Source organism: Xanthomonas sp. NCPPB 1754, from assembly GCF_041475725.2.
GTDB classification, from domain to species: Bacteria; Pseudomonadota; Gammaproteobacteria; order Xanthomonadales; family Xanthomonadaceae; genus Xanthomonas; species Xanthomonas euvesicatoria.
This window is the reverse complement of sequence record NZ_CM192982.1, coordinates 2,557,080-2,573,453: the sequence shown is the minus strand read 5'-3', so window position 1 is coordinate 2,573,453 and position 16,374 is coordinate 2,557,080. Positions and strand designations below refer to the sequence as shown.

The window sequence follows — 16,374 nt, the reverse complement described above, 5'->3', positions numbered from 1 at the left end:
GAATGGCTTGGCGCGGATCTAATGTGGCGATGGATTGGTCTGCGGTTTGGCTTATAAGTAAAAGCCTTCGGCGCAGGCAAGCATCCTCAGTGTGCCGATCGGTGACGAAGTCATCGACCAAGCACGCTCCGGTGCTACTCCACTGCAGCCCGCACCGCGCGCGTGGGCAAGATCAAGCGTTCGATCAGGTCGACCAGGCCGGGTGGTTCCACCGGCTTGCCCATGTGCGCATCGAAGCCGGCTACTACCGCGCGGTCGCGGTCTTCTTCGCGGACATAGGCGGTCAGGGCGATGGCCGGAATATGCCGCGGCAGATCGGCGCGGCCCGAACGCACGGTGCGGATCAAGTCGTAGCCATCGCGCAAGGGCATCGCGATATCGCTGACCAATACATCGAAGTGCGCGTTCGCCAAGCAGTGCTCGGCCGCGTCCACCGACCCGGCAGCCTGCACCTGCGCCCCGGCCAGCATCAGGAACTGCATCACCGCTTCGCGCGAATCCTGATCGTCGTCGACCAGCAGGACGCGCACGCCAGCCAGGCGGTCGCGGCACTCGTCCGGCAGCGCGCCCACGTGGGTGGTGTCTGCCGAGGCAGGCCGCAGATCGCTGACCCCGTGCTGGAACGGCAACACGATGGTAAATAGCGCGCCCTGGCCTTCGCCCGCGCTGGAGGCGCCAAGACTGCCGCCATGCAGGTCCACCAACTGACGCGAGATCGACAGGCCCAGCCCCAGGCCGCCCACGCGCCGTGTAGTGCCTGCATCGGCCTGACGAAAACGGTCGAACACATGCGGCAGGAAATCCGCCGCAATGCCGATCCCGGTGTCCTGCACGCACAGGCGCAGCCGCTCGTCTTCGACATCCATCGCCACTCGCACCGTACCGCCGGCAGGGGTGAACTTCAGCGCATTGCTGAGCAGGTTGGTCAGCACCTGCTGCAGCCGCCCGGCATCGCCGAAGAACCACAGCTCGCCATCGCAAGGCGCATCCAGCTCCAGTGCGATCTTGCGCGCCAACGCGGTCGGCTGCATGAGTTCCAGCACGCTGCGCACCAACCCGGCGATATCGAAATGCTCGGCCTGCAGGCGGATCTTGCCGGACAGGATCGCGCTCATATCCAGCAGGTCGTCGATGATCTGCGTCTGCGCGCGCGCACTGCGTTCGATGATCACCAGGCCCCGGCCCAGATTGGCCGGATCGGCGATGTCCGATTGCATCAACCGCGACCAACCCAGGATCGCGTTGAGGGGTGTGCGCAACTCATGGCTGAGCGTGGCCAGGAATTCGTCCTTGACCCGGTTGGCATGCTCGGCCTGCGCGCGCGCGGCGGTTTCCGCCTGCAACGACAGCTTGAGCTTGGCATCCACCCGGGTGCGTTCGATCACGATGCCGGCCAGGTGCGAGGCCGAGCGCGCCATCGCCTGCTCGCGCAAGGACGGTAGGTGAGGGCGGTCGTAGTAGATATTGAGCGTGCCCAATACCTGCCCGTTGCTGGCCAGGATCGGGGTAACGCAACACGCTGCGATGCCCATCGTTGCCGAGATCGCATGGTGGCTGCTGAAGCTTGCATCGGCCTGGAGATCGCTGCAGATCACCTGACGACCCAGGTGCGCCGACAGGGCGCACGGCGGACCCTCCGGCCCGATCGGCGATGGCTCGAAGTGCCCGCGGTACTCGATCGGAAAATGCGGTGCCGAGCCGAAACTCAAGGTGTGGCGGATCTCATCGCGCACCATCACCGAGCAGTACAACGGGATTTCACCGCGTGCCTCCACACTCAATGCGATCGCATCCAGCACCACCGGCAATGGTGCGCCGGTGGTGATCAAACTCAGGATCGCGCGGTCCGAAGCGGTGGCATCTTCGATGTGCTTGCGTTCGGAGATGTCGGTGAGCGAGCCGATGTGCCCAAGAAACCGTCCGTCGCTGGCGAAGTGCGGGGATGCGGTGTCGATGCACCAGCGGTATTGCCCGTCGTGGCGGCGCACGCGGTATTCGGCGAGGAATTCGCCGCGTTGCTCGAGTGCCTGTTCAAAGGCATGCCGCACGCGTGCTGCATCGTCCGGATGCATCACATCCCACCAGCCCTGATCCAGTGCCTGGTCTTCCCCCTGTCCGGTGAAGTTGTACCAGCGCGGATTCCAGTACACGCAATCGCCTTGCGCGTCGGCCATCCAGATCATCGCTGGCACCGTCTCGCAGAGCGCACGGAAGCGCACTTCGCTTTCGCGCAATTGCTGCTCGAATGCGCGCCGGTCATGAATGTCGGTATAGGTACCGATCCACTCGCTGATGCTGCCATCGTCGCCGCGCACCGGGAGCGCGCGCACCAGGTGCCAGCGTGATTGCCCGTCGTGACGCAGCAGTTCGCACTCCACCTCGAGAGCGCGCTGGCCTTTCAATGCCAGGCTCCACGCCTGCTCGGACAGGCGCAGACCATCGGCAGTGTGCGCGCGGTGCCAGGCGGCATCTTCGTTGCTGGAAGGATCCAGGCCGGTGTACTCGTACCAGCGCTGGTTGAAGTAGTGCGGTCGTCCGTCCGGATCGGCAATGAAGATGATCTGCGGCAGCGTATTGGCGAGGCGGCGCAGGCGCGCTTCGTTGGCCGCGAGTTGCTGCTGCGCCTTGGCCCGTTGCATCGATTCCCAGCAGCGTGCCACGACCAATCGCACCAGTTCGATCTCCGCCGACAGCCAGCGCCGCGGTGCACGCTGATGGACGCCGATCGCGGCCACCAATCGGTCGTGCTTGTGCAGCGGAATGGCCAGCGAGGCGCGCAAGCCGGAGCGGCGGTACTGCTCGGCCACATAGTCCGGCGCACCCGGCGCCATCGCATCGGTCGTGAACCAGGGACGGTTCGCCAGCAGCGCATCGCGCAGGCCCTGTGCGGCTTCCAGTGGGAAGTCGCCTTGCAGGCTCGGCATGTCCTGCACGTGGTCGCTGATGACATGCATGGTGCTGCCATCGGCAGCGACCAGACCGAATGCGCAACGGTTCGCCTGCAGATGCTCGCCAAGCAGGCGCACGCTGGTGTCGATGATCTGCCGCGGATCGGACACGTGCTGCAGTGCGTCTTCCAGCATCAATAGAAAACTGTCGCGACTATCGCTGCGACGTTGTTCGCTGACGTCAGCGGTCGAATCCGCAACGCCGATGTAGAGCGCGCCTACCTGCTCGCCCGTTTGCAGCACTGGGCTGCATGACCAGCGCTCCAGCTCCAGTGCCATTGCCGCGGCTGGCTCGTCATCGCCATCGCGATTGGATGCGTATGTCAGCGCCGCACGCGGCTGCCCGAATGCCGCCGGGTGGTGCGGTCCCAGTCGTGCAATGCAGGCATCGTTGTAGATACAGCGCTCGTCGCGGCCCCATACGAGCAGCATCGGAACTTGCGCATGCAGGCAGATCGAGAGTGCTGTGCGCAGCGCGGGGCTGTCGCCCAACAGCGCGTCCGCAGCGTGCACGGACGCGGCCAGTAATGCTGCAGTTTCGCTCGTCTCCGGCAGCAAGCCGGCAAACGGCGACACGGCGATATCCATCCAGCGACCCGCCCGTCATTCTTCGATGGCAAATTCTAGTAGCAACCGGCCTGCACCGGCAGCGCCGCGGAACCGGCGATTCAGCTAATCGCTGCCGGCACATGGCAACACAATGCGTCTGTGGCAGAAGGATAAGGTGTTAGAGAGAGGGCAGGCGTGCCGCACCTGGCAGTGGCACCGGCAGGGCGCCCGGTACTGCTGCTCAGCCCTCAGCGCCGCGCAACTCGCGCGCTTTGGACAATGCACCGATCAGTTCTTCGGACAGATAGGGCTTGATCAGGATGACACCACGTTCGAATCCACTCGGGATGCTGCCGATGGCCACGCCGGTCGCCAGCACGAACGGGATACCGCGCTCCGACAACAGGCGTGCGACCGGTTCGCTGGTTTCGCCGTTACCCAGGCGATAGTCCAGCACTGCGATATCCGGTGGCTCGGCGCTGATCAGCTGCAGGGCATCGCGCACTTCGCCGACCGGGCCGATGACGACGGCACCCGCCTGAACAAGCTGCAGGTCGAGCAGCATGGCATTCATGTCATCGTTTTCGACCACGAGTACCCGAACTCCACGCAACACCGACATTGCTTACTCCTTCACTGAATCGGCCAGTATATCGGGACTGCCTGGACACAGCGCTGCAGACCCCGCTTGCACCTGAATTCGTCAGGCGCAAACTGACACTGTTCGTTTCAACAACAAGTCGCTATACTGCGCGGCCACGCCGAAGTGGCGGAATCGGTAGACGCAGCGGACTCAAAATCCGCCGCCCTTAAAAGCGTGTGGGTTCGAGTCCCACCTTCGGCACCAGGTTGTTGCAGTACCAGCGAAAGCCCTTCTGGAGAAGTCCGGTGGGGCTTTTTGCTGTGTGCCGTTCGGCAAGGCGTGGGGCTTCGTTGATGCGGCGCGACCAGCGAGGCTGGCGACCGTCAGTCCGGTCGAACGGAGCGCGAAGCGACGGCGTGGTTGGCGCGCGATGCACGACTGGCGTCAGGAGCAATTTGTTTGCAGTGCATCTGCGTGGCGCAGATGCTGATCGCCCGAGTTCGTCCATCGGCACGCCACGCATCAGGCACGCAACTGCCGCGCGCCGTGCAGTGCGCAGGTAATGGATGACGTTGCAGGCACGCGACCATCACGCTGCTTGCGTACCGTGGGAGTCTCTTTTGAGCGGGTGACCCCATGGACTTCGATGCTTCGCAACAGCTGCGCATCCTGCGCGACATCCACGACACCAAGCCGGTGGCCGACGAAGAAGGAAACTGGGCGGTACGCGCCGGCTATGCCACGCAAGCCGAAGATGGCGACATCGACCTGACGCACGAGGGCCGCAAGGCGCTGGATAGCGGGCAGACCTGAGATGTTCCGCATCGTGCACTGCGTGGCTGGCCTTGAGATCGGACGGAGGTTTTACTCATCGCATTAGCGTGCGATGGGGCCTGCGACGCGCCCCGAACGCATTGCGAGGTGGCGAGACGATTGGTCAGCGATGTAATGGCTTGCGAGTGCGTAGCGGGGAGTTGAATACAAGGCTCGCCAGTGAAATGCATTTGCGCGCCACTGGTCCCAGCCCGCAATGGCCTCGAAATACGTCTGAGACGAAGGTTAGGGACAGACAAGAAAAAGCCCCGGCAGTGCCGGGGCTTTGGATGATTGGCGTCCCCACGGGGATTCGAACCCCGGTGTCCACCGTGAAAGGGTGGTGTCCTAGGCCTCTAGACGATGGGGACGCGTATCAAAACCTCGTTGTCCACTTGAGACGGCCTAATGTCTGAAGTGGTGGAGCCAGGCGGGATCGAACCGCCGACCTCCTGCATGCCATGCAGGCGCTCTCCCAGCTGAGCTATGGCCCCGCGTTGCTGCGAGCCGGAAATCATAGCGACATCGCCGCGCGATGGGAAGTGGTCTGGGCAAAAAAGTTGTAGCAAGGGCGCAGCCGCCGGGCGAACTGCCGGGCCGCATGCGTCGAGCGCGGCGATTGAACAGCAACGGCGCAGCTGGAGTGCATGAAGCGCCATAAGTCCACGGTGTTCGGGGCGTGCAGTGGATTGCAGCGACGACGATATCGGCGCGCTGGATGCGCCGATGTGAGTTTGCACTCACTTCGACAGCGATCGATTCGCGAGCAACTGCCGCGCCGGGTCGCGCGTCAAGTCCGCTGCATCTCGTCTACAAGCAACACCGGATTCGCGTCCCGTGCTCGCCGTCATCACGGCATGCGTGAGCGCGACCATCGCGCACATTGCGTTTTTGGCGCGGCAATCTGTAGCGACGCTTCTGGCAACGTGCCAACTGCGAGGCGGGCAGGGACATCGAGAGCAAAATTATGTGCGCGCGCGAATGCGCATACGCTTGAGTCATGCAGCAACTCGTCAAGCGCTTGGATCGAGCGGGTGTTGGCAGCAGTAGTGGCCTGCCGAACAGCAGTGCGTGCGTATCGATGTGCACACCAAGCGCTGTGCCATCCGCGGCAGAGATTCAACTCTTTCTGTCCGCTGCATCATGGCGATGAACCGAGGCATCATGCCCAACGTCGCTCAGAACCGGATTCGGCCTGTGACAGACAAAAAAAAGCCCCGGCAGTGCCGGGGCTTTTGGATGATTGGCGTCCCCACGGGGATTCGAACCCCGGTGTCCACCGTGAAAGGGTGGTGTCCTAGGCCTCTAGACGATGGGGACGCATATCAAAACCTCGTTGTCCACTTGAGACGGCCTAATGTCTGAAGTGGTGGAGCCAGGCGGGATCGAACCGCCGACCTCCTGCATGCCATGCAGGCGCTCTCCCAGCTGAGCTATGGCCCCACGAAACTGATAACGAAATGATAGCGGCCTGTTAACGTTCGCGCAAGCGCTTTTTCATTCCGAATGAGACGGTGCGACGTTCGCATCGCACTCAGTTGACGCCGTGCAGATCGCGCAACTGCGTCTGACGCGCGCCGAAGTACGCCGCCAGGTCGGCGATGTCCTGATCGCTCAGCGCCGTGGCCTGGGCGGTCATCAACGGATGCTGACGGTCGCCGCTACGGTAGGCCTGCAGCGCATGCGCAAGATAGTCGCCGTATTGGCCGCCCAGTTTGGGATAGCTGGGATCGATCGGCGCATTGCCATCGGCACCGTGGCAGTCCACGCAGCTCTGGCCGGTCGCCTTGCCCTTGGCATGGGCGAGTTTGTCGCCGGCGTCGGCGCGGCCGGTGGGCAGACCTGCCGACGAGCCGGAGCCGTGCTCGCCGCTGGCGTGGCCGGGGTCGCCAGCGGAATCGTCGGTGGACTCAACCTGGGATTGGGAACAGGCCGCCATCATCAGGGCAGCGACCAGGACGATGGCTAGACGCGGAGCGTGCAGGGCGTTCGGCATGTGGGCGCTTATTTGAGAGTGGACAGAAAGGCGGAGATGTCGGCGATGTCCTGCTCGGAAAAGCTCTGCGCCTGCGCCTGCATGGTTGGATGCTTGCGCTTGCCCTGGCGATATTCGGTCAACGCCTGGGTCAGATACTGGCTGGTCTGGCCGCCAATCTTGGGCACGCGATAACTGGGGTAGGCGTTCTTATAGCCGGTGACGCCGTGGCAACCCTGGCAGGTATAGGCGAGCAAGCGCCCATTCGACGGGTTGCCGGTCGGCGCGGCAGGGGTTGCCACCGCGGCAGCAGGCGCCGGAGGGGGCGGAGCTGCGGGTGTGGCTTGCGGTGTTGCTGATGCGCCCCCAAACGGCAGGAAGACGACCAGAGCGAGACAAGCGGCGAGCGGCTGCGGGCGCATGGTTTCGTATCCGGAAGACTGATTGAGCGTCCGCACGTGGGGGCGTGACGGAACCGGACCGAGTATGCCTGCGATTTGGCGCGGCGCAAACCGGGTGAATAGGCCAAGTTGAATAGACCATGACCTTTGGCGCATTGGCGGCATGTGCATCTGGGTGGTCTACTTGCCTACAACACCTGTTCACGCATCCACTAGGACACGACGATGTCGCCACTCTCTTTCTTGCCGGGTCGCAGCGGAACCTGCGCCGCTGCATTGTTGATCACCACGAGCCTGCTGCTGGGCGGTTGCAAGGCAGGAGAGGGCCAGGCCAAGACCGCCGAGGAAAAGAAGGCCGTCGATGCGGTGCCGGTGGAAATCGCCAAGGCCGCGCGCCGTGCGGTGGCCGCCAGTTACACCGGCACCGCCGCGCTTGAGCCGCGCGCCGAAGCGCAGGTGGTGGCCAAGACCTCAGGCGTTGCACTGTCCGTGATGGTGGAAGAGGGGCAGAAGGTCTCGGCAGGTCAGGCGCTGGTGCGGCTGGATCCGGATCGCGCGCATCTGGCGGTGGCGCAGAGCGAAGCGCAGCTGCGCAAGCTGGAAAACAGCTATCGCCGCGCCACCCAGTTGGTAGGGCAGCAGTTGGTCAGCGCCGCGGATGTGGACCAGCTCAAATTCGATGTCGAAAACAGCCGTGCGCAGCACCGGCTTGCATCGTTGGAGCTGTCGTACACCACGGTGCAGGCGCCGATCTCCGGCGTGATCGCATCGCGCTCGATCAAGACCGGCAACTTCGTGCAGATCAATACGCCGATCTTCCGCATCGTCGACGATTCGCAGCTGGAGGCCACGCTCAACGTGCCCGAACGCGAATTGGCCACGCTCAAGTCGGGCCAGCCGGTGACCTTGCTGGCCGATGCGCTGCCGGGCCAACAATTCGTCGGCAAGGTGGATCGCATCGCGCCGGTGGTGGACTCGGGCAGCGGCACGTTTCGCGTGGTCTGCGCATTCGGCCAGGGGGCCGAAGCGTTGCAGCCGGGCATGTTCGGGCGCATCCGCATCGATTACGACCAGCGCAAGGACGCCTTGGTGATCCCGCGCCTGGCGTTATTGGACGATGGCGAACCGGCAGTTTTCGTAGTGCGCAACGGCAAGGCCAGCCGGGTGCCGGTGAAACTGGGCTATGCCGAGGGGCCGTGGCTGGAAGTGCGGCAGGGCCTGAAGGAAGGCGACCAGGTGGTGACTGCCGGCAAGGTGGCGCTGCGCGACGGCACTGCGGTGCAGGTGATCGGCCAACCCGATCGCAAGCCGGTCGCGACCAAGGCCGCTGCGCCCGCACATGATGAGACGCACGCATGAGCGAGAACGGCAACCCGCACGGACCCGTGCATGATCCGCACGCACCACTGCCTGGCGGCGGTGGCCTGGTGGCCTTCGCCACGCGGCGGCGTGTGACCATCGCCATGATCACCGTAACGATGCTGCTGTTCGGGCTGATCGCGTTACGCAGCCTCAAGGTCAATCTGCTGCCCGATCTGAGCTATCCCACGCTCACCGTACGCACCGAATACACCGGCGCGGCGCCGGCGGAAATCGAAACGCTGGTGACCGAGCCGGTGGAAGAAGCGGTCGGCGTGGTCAAGAACCTGCGCAAGCTCAAGTCGATCTCGCGCACAGGGCAGAGTGATGTGGTGCTGGAGTTTGCCTGGGGCACCAATATGGACCAGGCCAGCCTGGAGGTGCGCGACAAGATGGAGGCCTTGTCGCTGCCGCTGGAAACCAAGCCGCCGGTACTGCTGCGCTTCAATCCTTCCACCGAGCCGATCATGCGGCTGGCGTTGTCGCCCAAGCAGGCGCCGGCCTCCGATACCGATGCGATCCGCCAGCTCACCGGCTTGCGTCGCTATGCCGACGAAGACCTGAAAAAGAAGCTCGAACCGGTGGCCGGCGTGGCAGCGGTGAAGGTCGGCGGCGGGCTGGAAGACGAGATCCAGGTCGACATCGATCAGCAGAAGTTGGCGCAGCTCAATCTGCCGATCGACAACGTGATCACCCGGCTCAAGGAGGAGAACGTCAACATCTCCGGCGGTCGGCTGGAAGAAGGCTCGCAGCGCTACCTGGTGCGTACGGTCAACCAGTTCGTGGATCTGGACGAGATCCGCAACATGCTGGTGACCACCCAAAGCAGCAGCGGCAGCGCGGCCGAAGCGGCGATGCAGCAGATGTACGCCATTGCGGCGTCCACCGGTTCGCAGGCGGCGCTGGCGGCAGCGGCCGAAGTGCAGAGCACCTCCTCCTCGTCCAGCAGCAGCATCGCCGGCGGCATGCCGGTGCGGCTGAAGGATGTGGCGCAGGTGCGCCGGGGCTACAAGGAACGCGAGGCGATCATCCGCCTGGGCGGCAAGGAAGCGGTGGAGCTGGCGATCTACAAGGAAGGCGATGCCAACACCGTGTCCACCGCCGCGGCGCTGCGCAAGCGCCTGGAGCAACTCAAGGCGACGGTGCCGGGCGATGTGGAAATCACCACGATCGAGGACCAATCGCACTTCATCGAGCATGCGATCAGCGATGTCAAAAAAGATGCGGTGATTGGCGGCGTGCTGGCGATCCTGATCATCTTCCTGTTCCTGCGCGATGGCTGGAGCACGTTCGTGATCAGCCTGTCGTTGCCGGTGTCGATCATCACCACGTTCTTCTTCATGGGTCAGCTGGGGTTGAGCCTCAACGTGATGTCGCTGGGCGGGCTGGCGTTGGCCACCGGCCTGGTGGTGGACGATTCGATCGTGGTGCTGGAGAGCATCGCCAAGGCACGCGAGCGTGGCCTGAGCGTACTGGACGCGGCCATCGCCGGCACCCGCGAAGTGAGCATGGCGGTGATGGCGTCCACGTTGACCACCATTGCGGTATTCCTGCCGTTGGTGTTCGTCGAAGGCATCGCCGGGCAGTTGTTCCGCGATCAGGCATTGACGGTGGCGATCGCGATTGCGATTTCGCTGGTGGTGTCGATGACGCTGATTCCGATGCTGAGCTCGCTCAAGGGCGCGCCGCCGATGGCGTTCCCGGACGAGCCGAGCCATCCGGATTGGCAGCCCGAGCAGCGCTGGCTCAAGCCGGTGGCGGCCGGGCGGCGCGGCGCCGGTGCGAGCGTGCGTTATGCATTCTTCGGTGCGGCGTGGGCGGTGGTGAAGGTGTGGCGCGGGTTGAGCCGCGTGGTGGGGCCGGTGATGCGCAAGGCCAGCGACCTAGCGATGGCGCCGTATGCCCGTGCCGAGCGCGGCTATCTGGGGATGTTGCCGGCGGCGCTGCGGCGTCCCTGGTTGGTGCTGGGGCTGGCCGCGGCGGCGTTCATCGGGACGGTGTTTCTGGTGCCGATGCTGGGCGCGGATCTGATTCCGCAGCTGGCGCAGGATCGCTTCGAAATGACCGTCAAACTGCCTTCCGGCACGCCGCTGGCGCAGACCGATGCAGTGGTGCGCGAGTTGCAGCTGGCGCACGACAAGGACCCGGGCGTCGCCTCCCTCTACGGCGTCAGCGGTAGCGGCACGCGATTGGACGCCAACCCCACCGAGAGCGGCGAGAACATCGGCAAGCTCACCGTGGTGATGGCCGGTGGCGGTAGCCCGGCGGTGGAAGCGGCGGCGACCGAGCGGCTGCGCAGCAGCATGGTCGGGCACCCGGGCGCACAGGTGGATTTCGCGCGGCCGGCGTTGTTCAGTTTTTCGACACCGCTGGAAGTGGAACTGCGCGGCCAGGATCTGGGCGAGCTGGAACGCGCCGGGCAGAAGTTGGCCGCGATGCTGCGCGCCAACGGCCACTACGCCGACGTCAAATCGACGGTGGAAGAGGGCTTTCCGGAGATCCAGATCCGTTTCGACCAGGAGCGCGCTGGTGCCTTGGGGCTGACCACGCGGCAGATCGCCGATGTCATCGTCAAGAAGGTACGTGGCGATGTGGCCACGCGCTACAGCTTCCGTGACCGCAAGATTGATGTGCTGGTGCGTGCCCAACAAGCCGATCGCGCCAGTGTCGATGCGATCCGTCAGCTGATCGTCAACCCGGGCAGCAGCCGGCCGGTGCGCCTGGCGGCCGTTGCCGAGGTGTTGGCGACGACGGGGCCGAGCGAGATCCATCGTGCCGACCAGACCCGCGTGGCGATCGTGTCGGCCAGCCTGAAGGACATCGACCTGGGCGGTGCGGTGCGCGAGGTGGAAACGATGGTGCGCAAGGACCCGCTTGCTGCCGGCGTGGGCATGCACATCGGCGGGCAGGGCGAGGAGCTGGCGCAATCGGTGAAGTCGCTGTTGTTCGCATTCGGCCTGGCGATCTTCCTGGTCTATTTGGTGATGGCTTCGCAGTTCGAGTCGCTGCTGCATCCATTCGTCATTCTGTTCACCATTCCGTTGGCAATGGTCGGTGCGGTGCTGGCCCTGCTGATGACCGGCAAGCCGATCTCGGTGGTGGTGTTCATCGGCCTGATCCTGCTGGTGGGCCTGGTGACCAAGAACGCGATCATCCTGATCGACAAGGTCAACCAGCTGCGCGAAGACGGCGTGCCCAAGCGCGAGGCGCTGATCGAAGGTGCGCGCTCGCGCCTGCGGCCGATCATCATGACCACCTTGTGCACCTTGTTCGGCTTCCTGCCGCTGGCGGTGGCGATGGGCGAGGGCGCTGAAGTGCGTGCACCGATGGCGATCACCGTGATCGGCGGGTTGCTGGTGTCGACCTTGCTGACCCTGCTGGTCATCCCGGTGGTGTACGACCTGCTGGATCGCCGTGCCGATGCGTACTACCTGGAGCGCGGCCGGCGCATGGCCGGGCAACGTGCACAGGCGGCGAGCAATGCCGACGGACTGGGGGCGCTATGAGCGTTGCCGCCTTCAGCATCCGTCGCCCGGTCACCACCATCATGTGCTTCGTGTCGCTGGTGGTGGTGGGCTTGATCGCGGCGTTCCGGCTGCCCTTGGAGGCGCTGCCGGATATTTCCGCGCCATTCCTGTTCGTGCAATTGCCCTACACCGGCTCCACGCCGGACGAGGTGGAGCGCAACCTGGTGCGGCCGGCCGAGGAAGCGCTGGCAACGATGACCGGCATCAAGCGCATGCGCTCGACCGCCACCGCAGACGGCGCGAACATCTTCATCGAATTCTCCGACTGGGACCGCGATATCGCCATCGCCGCATCCGATGCGCGCGAGCGACTGGATGCGGTGCGCGACGATTTCCCGGAGGATCTGCAGCGCTTCCACGTCTTCAAGTGGTCCAGCAGCGACGAGCCGGTGCTCAAGGTGCGCCTGGCCAGCCAGACCGATCTGACCGGCGCGTACGACATGCTCGACCGCGAGTTCAAGCGGCGCATCGAGCGCATCCCCGGCGTGGCCAAGGTGGAGATTTCCGGTGCGCCGCCGAACGAGGTCGAGATCGCGATCGCACCGGATCGGCTCACCGCGCACGACCTCAGCCTCAACGATCTGAGCGAGCGCTTGGGCAAGCTGAATTTCTCGGTGTCTGCAGGCCAGATCGACGACAACGGCCAGCGTATCCGGGTGCAGCCAATCGGCGAGCTGCGCGACCTGCAGGAATTGCGCGAGCTGGTGCTCAATGCCAAAGGTGTGCGGCTGGGCGACATCGCCGAGGTGCGGCTCAAGCCGACGCGCATGAATTATGGCCGGCGCCTGGATGGGCGCCCGGCCATCGGCCTGGATGTCTACAAGGAACGCAGCGCCAATCTGGTGGAGGTGTCGAAGGCGGCGTTGAAAGAGGTCGAAGACATCCGCGCCCAACCGGCGCTGCGCGATGTGCAGGTCAAGGTGATCGACAACCAGGGCAAGGCGGTGACCTCGTCGCTGGCCGAACTGGCCGAAGCCGGCGCGGTGGGTCTGCTGTTATCGATCACCGTGTTGTTCTTCTTCCTGCGGCACTGGCCATCGACGCTGATGGTGACATTGGCGATCCCGATCTGCTTCGCCATCACCTTGGGCTTCATGTATTTCGTCGGGGTCACGCTCAACATCCTGACCATGATGGGGTTGCTGCTGGCAGTGGGCATGCTGGTGGACAACGCGGTGGTGGTGGTGGAAAGCATCTACCAGGAACGCGAGCGCATGCCCGATCAACCGCAGCTTGCCGCGCTGCTGGGAACGCGCAGCGTGGCCATTGCGCTCAGCGCCGGCACCTTGTGCCATTGCATCGTGTTCGTGCCGAATTTGTTCGGCGAAACCAACAACATCAGCATTTTCATGGCGCAGATCGCCATCACCATCTCGGTGTCGTTGCTGGCGTCGTGGCTGGTGGCAATCAGCTTGATTCCGATGTTGTCTGCACGCATGAAAACGCCGCCGATGGTGACCTCCGAGCACGGCGTGATTGCGCGGCTGCAGCGCCGTTACGCCAAGGTGCTGGCGTGGACGTTGGCGCACCGCGGCTGGAGCGTGACCGGCATCATCCTGGTCAGCGCGATCAGCCTGGTGCCCATGAAGTTGACCAAGGTCGACATGTTCGGTGGCGACGGGGGCAACGAAGCCTTTATCCAGTATCAGTGGAAAGGTTCGTACACACGTGAGCAGTTGGGCGAAGAGATCGGCCGTGTCGAAAACTATCTCCAAGCCAATCGCGCCAGGTACCACATCACGCAGATCTATTCGTGGTTCAGCGAAGTGGAAGGCAGCAATACGGTGGTGACCTTCGATGCGAGCAAGGTCAAGGACCTGCCGCCGCTGCTGGAAAAAATCCGCAAGGAGCTGCCGCGCTCTGCGCGTGCCGATTACAGCATCGGCAATCAGGGCGATGGCGGCAATGGCAACCAGGGCGTGCAGGTGCAGTTGGTCGGCGATTCGACTGATGCACTGAAAGCGCTGGCCGACGATGTGATTCCACTGCTGGCGCAGCGCAAGGAGCTGCGTGATGTGCATGTGGATACGGGCGACCGCACCAGCGAGCTGGCGATTCGTGTCGATCGCGAGCGCGCGGCTGCCTTCGGATTCAGTGCCGAGCAAGTGGCCAGTTTTGTCGGGTTGGCGTTGCGCGGCACACCGCTGCGCGAGTTCCGCCGGGGCGACAACGAGGTGCCGGTGTGGGTGCGGTTTGCCGGCGCCGAGCAGAGCAAGCCGGAAGATCTGGCCAGCTTCACCGTGCGCACCAAGGACGGCCGCAGCGTACCGTTGCTGAGTCTGGTGGAGGTGCAGATCCGTCCGGCCGCCACCCAGATCGGGCGCACCAATCGGCAGACGACGCTGACGATCAAGGCCAATCTCGCCGAAAAGGTCACCATGCCCGAGGCGCGCGCAGCGATGGAAGTGCCGCTCAAGGCGATGAGTTTCCCGGTCGGTTACAGCTACACCTTCGACGGCGGCGATTACCAGAACGACGGCGAGGCGATGAACCAGATGGTGTTCAATCTGGTGATCGCGCTGGTGATGATCTATGTGGTGATGGCCGCGGTGTTCGAGTCGCTGCTGTTCCCGGCGGCGATCATGAGCGGGGTGCTGTTCTCGATCTTCGGGGTGTTCTGGCTGTTCTGGATCACCGGTACCTCGTTCGGCATCATGTCCTTCATCGGCATTCTGGTGCTGATGGGCGTGGTGGTGAACAACGGCATCGTGATGATCGAGCACATCAACAATCTGCGCCGCCGCGGCATGGGGCGGACGCAGGCGCTGGTCGAAGGCTCACGCGAGCGTTTGCGGCCCATCATGATGACCATGGGCACCGCGATCCTGGCGATGGTGCCGATCTCGCTGACCAGCACCACGATGTTCAGCGACGGCCCACCGTACTTCCCGATGGCGCGCGCCATCGCCGGCGGCCTGGCGTTTTCGACGGTGGTGAGCCTGCTGTTCCTGCCGACGATCTACGCGATCCTCGACGACATGAGCAGCGGTGCGGCTGCGCTGGTACAGCGTGCGCGTGGTGTGCCGAAGGCGAGGCGGTCGAGCGCAGCGTTGGAATCGTGAACGAGGTAAGGCGTTAAGCCCCTCTCCCCCCCCGGGAGAGGGGTTGGGGTACGGTTGCTTCCTTCGGCTCGTACGACAACCAAAGCACCTGACCGCCAATCAGCGGCTCCGGTAAGGGGCGACAGCGCAGCCGGGGATCGGCTCTTCGGAGCGACAGACATCCTGTCTGACGCGCCGTCGCGACACCTCCGTGCGCCGCTCTCCGCCGATCCCCGGCCGCGCTGCCGCTTCGGTGTTTCATTACCGTGGCTTCGAGCAGATCGGTGTGCCATCGCCATGACCTCGAGCAGAAAAGCCGCGCTCAAGGATGCTTCGAAAGATTTTTTTCGGCCTACGGGCGAACACTGCAGTGATCGCCGTCATGCAGGATCACTCGATCTCCAATGCCGTCCTTAGCGAATCCGTACATCTGTACCGGCGTACAGATTCGAAGTCATCCAACGATCAACCCGCTGGAGATGGCGTCAGCGCGTCAGCCTGCACGCACCTGCCGCACGATCGCCGCCGCCTTGGCCGAACTTTCCTTGACCTTGTCCCACTGGCCCTGCGCCAGCCAGTCCTTGGGCACCATCCACGAGCCGCCGATGCACAGCACGTTCGGCTGCGCCAGGAACTCGGCGGCGTTGGACTCGCTGATGCCGCCGGTGGGGCAGAGCTTGAGCTCGGACAACGGGCCAGCCAGGCCCTTGAGCATCTGCAGACCGCCCACGGCGGTGGCCGGGAACAACTTGCAGACGCGAAAGCCCAGGCCCATCAACGTCAGCAGCTCGGTCGGGGTGGCCGCGCCTGGAACCGCCGGGATCGGTGCATCCGCCAGCAGGCGCGCCAGCGGCGCCGGCGTGCCGGGGGTCACCAGAAAGTCTGCACCGGCATCCACCGACTGGCGCAGTTGCAGCTCGCTGAGCACCGTGCCGGCGCCGATCACGATGTTGGGCAGCTCGCGCTTGAGCATCGCCAGCGCATCGATGGCAACCAGCGTGCGCAGGGTCAGCTCGATCGCGGGCAGACCGCCTTCGAGCAGCGCATCGGCGACGCGGCGCGCCTGGTCCAGCGTGTCCACGGTGACCACCGGCAGGATGCCGGCATCGCGCAGCAAACGTTCGGCGGTGTTCTGGGTCTGGGCAATCGTCATTGCAACTCCGGGTGACGGCGACCGC

Annotated in this window: 9 protein-coding genes and 5 tRNA genes; 5 read left to right on the top strand and 9 right to left on the bottom strand. The window is 64.3% G+C overall.

Annotated features, from left to right (window positions below):
* Positions 1-134: 134 nt before the first annotated feature.
* Positions 135-3,536 (bottom strand): PAS domain S-box protein, encoded by a 3,402-nt coding sequence (locus ACCQ15_RS11305; RefSeq protein WP_372380577.1) that lies wholly within the window; start codon positions 3,534-3,536, stop codon positions 135-137.
* A 202-nt stretch (positions 3,537-3,738) separates the two neighbouring features.
* The gene (locus ACCQ15_RS11300; protein WP_011347430.1) at positions 3,739-4,119 is read right to left on the bottom strand and encodes a response regulator; all 381 of its coding nucleotides are present in this window, start codon (positions 4,117-4,119) and stop codon (positions 3,739-3,741) included.
* Positions 4,120-4,257: 138 nt separating this feature from the next.
* Here ACCQ15_RS11300 and ACCQ15_RS11295 point away from each other — a divergent pair.
* Positions 4,258-4,344, top strand: a tRNA-Leu gene (locus ACCQ15_RS11295).
* Between the two features lie 372 nt (positions 4,345-4,716).
* Positions 4,717-4,893, top strand: a complete 177-nt coding sequence (locus tag ACCQ15_RS11290; protein WP_003482805.1) for a hypothetical protein — start codon at positions 4,717-4,719, stop codon at positions 4,891-4,893.
* 295 nt (positions 4,894-5,188) lie between these two features.
* On the opposite strand, the gene ACCQ15_RS11285 is transcribed toward ACCQ15_RS11290, so the two are convergent.
* The 6 genes from ACCQ15_RS11285 to ACCQ15_RS11260 all read right to left on the bottom strand — a co-directional run bounded on the left by ACCQ15_RS11285 (position 5,189) and on the right by ACCQ15_RS11260 (position 7,290).
* Positions 5,189-5,264 (bottom strand) — tRNA-Glu (locus tag ACCQ15_RS11285).
* 47 nt (positions 5,265-5,311) lie between these two features.
* Positions 5,312-5,387: transfer RNA gene (locus tag ACCQ15_RS11280), tRNA-Ala, on the bottom strand.
* Between the two features lie 750 nt (positions 5,388-6,137).
* Positions 6,138-6,213 (bottom strand) — tRNA-Glu (locus ACCQ15_RS11275).
* Positions 6,214-6,260: 47 nt separating this feature from the next.
* Positions 6,261-6,336, bottom strand: a tRNA-Ala gene (locus ACCQ15_RS11270).
* A 91-nt stretch (positions 6,337-6,427) separates the two neighbouring features.
* Positions 6,428-6,889 (bottom strand): c-type cytochrome, encoded by a 462-nt coding sequence (locus ACCQ15_RS11265; RefSeq protein WP_029819508.1) that lies wholly within the window; start codon positions 6,887-6,889, stop codon positions 6,428-6,430.
* 8 nt (positions 6,890-6,897) lie between these two features.
* Positions 6,898-7,290, bottom strand: coding sequence for a c-type cytochrome (locus ACCQ15_RS11260; protein ID WP_218502920.1), 393 nt, complete (start codon positions 7,288-7,290; stop codon positions 6,898-6,900).
* A gap of 204 nt (positions 7,291-7,494) precedes the next feature.
* Here ACCQ15_RS11260 and ACCQ15_RS11255 point away from each other — a divergent pair, with 204 nt between their 5' ends.
* Genes ACCQ15_RS11255 through ACCQ15_RS11245 form a run of 3 tightly spaced genes read left to right on the top strand, consistent with a single transcriptional unit; the run spans position 7,495 to position 15,217 of the window.
* Positions 7,495-8,628 carry an efflux RND transporter periplasmic adaptor subunit gene (locus ACCQ15_RS11255; protein WP_008576683.1) on the top strand — a complete coding sequence of 378 codons (1,134 nt, stop codon included), beginning with the start codon at positions 7,495-7,497 and terminating at the stop codon, positions 8,626-8,628.
* The gene (locus tag ACCQ15_RS11250; RefSeq protein WP_372380576.1) at positions 8,625-12,134 is read left to right on the top strand and encodes an efflux RND transporter permease subunit; all 3,510 of its coding nucleotides are present in this window, start codon (positions 8,625-8,627) and stop codon (positions 12,132-12,134) included. Before ACCQ15_RS11255 ends, ACCQ15_RS11250 begins: the two co-directional genes overlap by 4 nt.
* Positions 12,131-15,217: an efflux RND transporter permease subunit gene (locus tag ACCQ15_RS11245; RefSeq protein WP_372380575.1), complete on the top strand. Its 3,087-nt coding sequence runs from the start codon at positions 12,131-12,133 to the stop codon at positions 15,215-15,217. The genes ACCQ15_RS11250 and ACCQ15_RS11245 overlap by 4 nt, the downstream gene beginning before the upstream one ends.
* 472 nt (positions 15,218-15,689) lie before the next feature.
* Here the strand turns inward: ACCQ15_RS11245 and ACCQ15_RS11240 are convergent, their stop codons facing one another.
* Positions 15,690-16,349, bottom strand: coding sequence for a bifunctional 4-hydroxy-2-oxoglutarate aldolase/2-dehydro-3-deoxy-phosphogluconate aldolase (locus tag ACCQ15_RS11240; protein ID WP_372380574.1), 660 nt, complete (start codon positions 16,347-16,349; stop codon positions 15,690-15,692).
* Positions 16,350-16,374 lie beyond the last annotated feature (25 nt).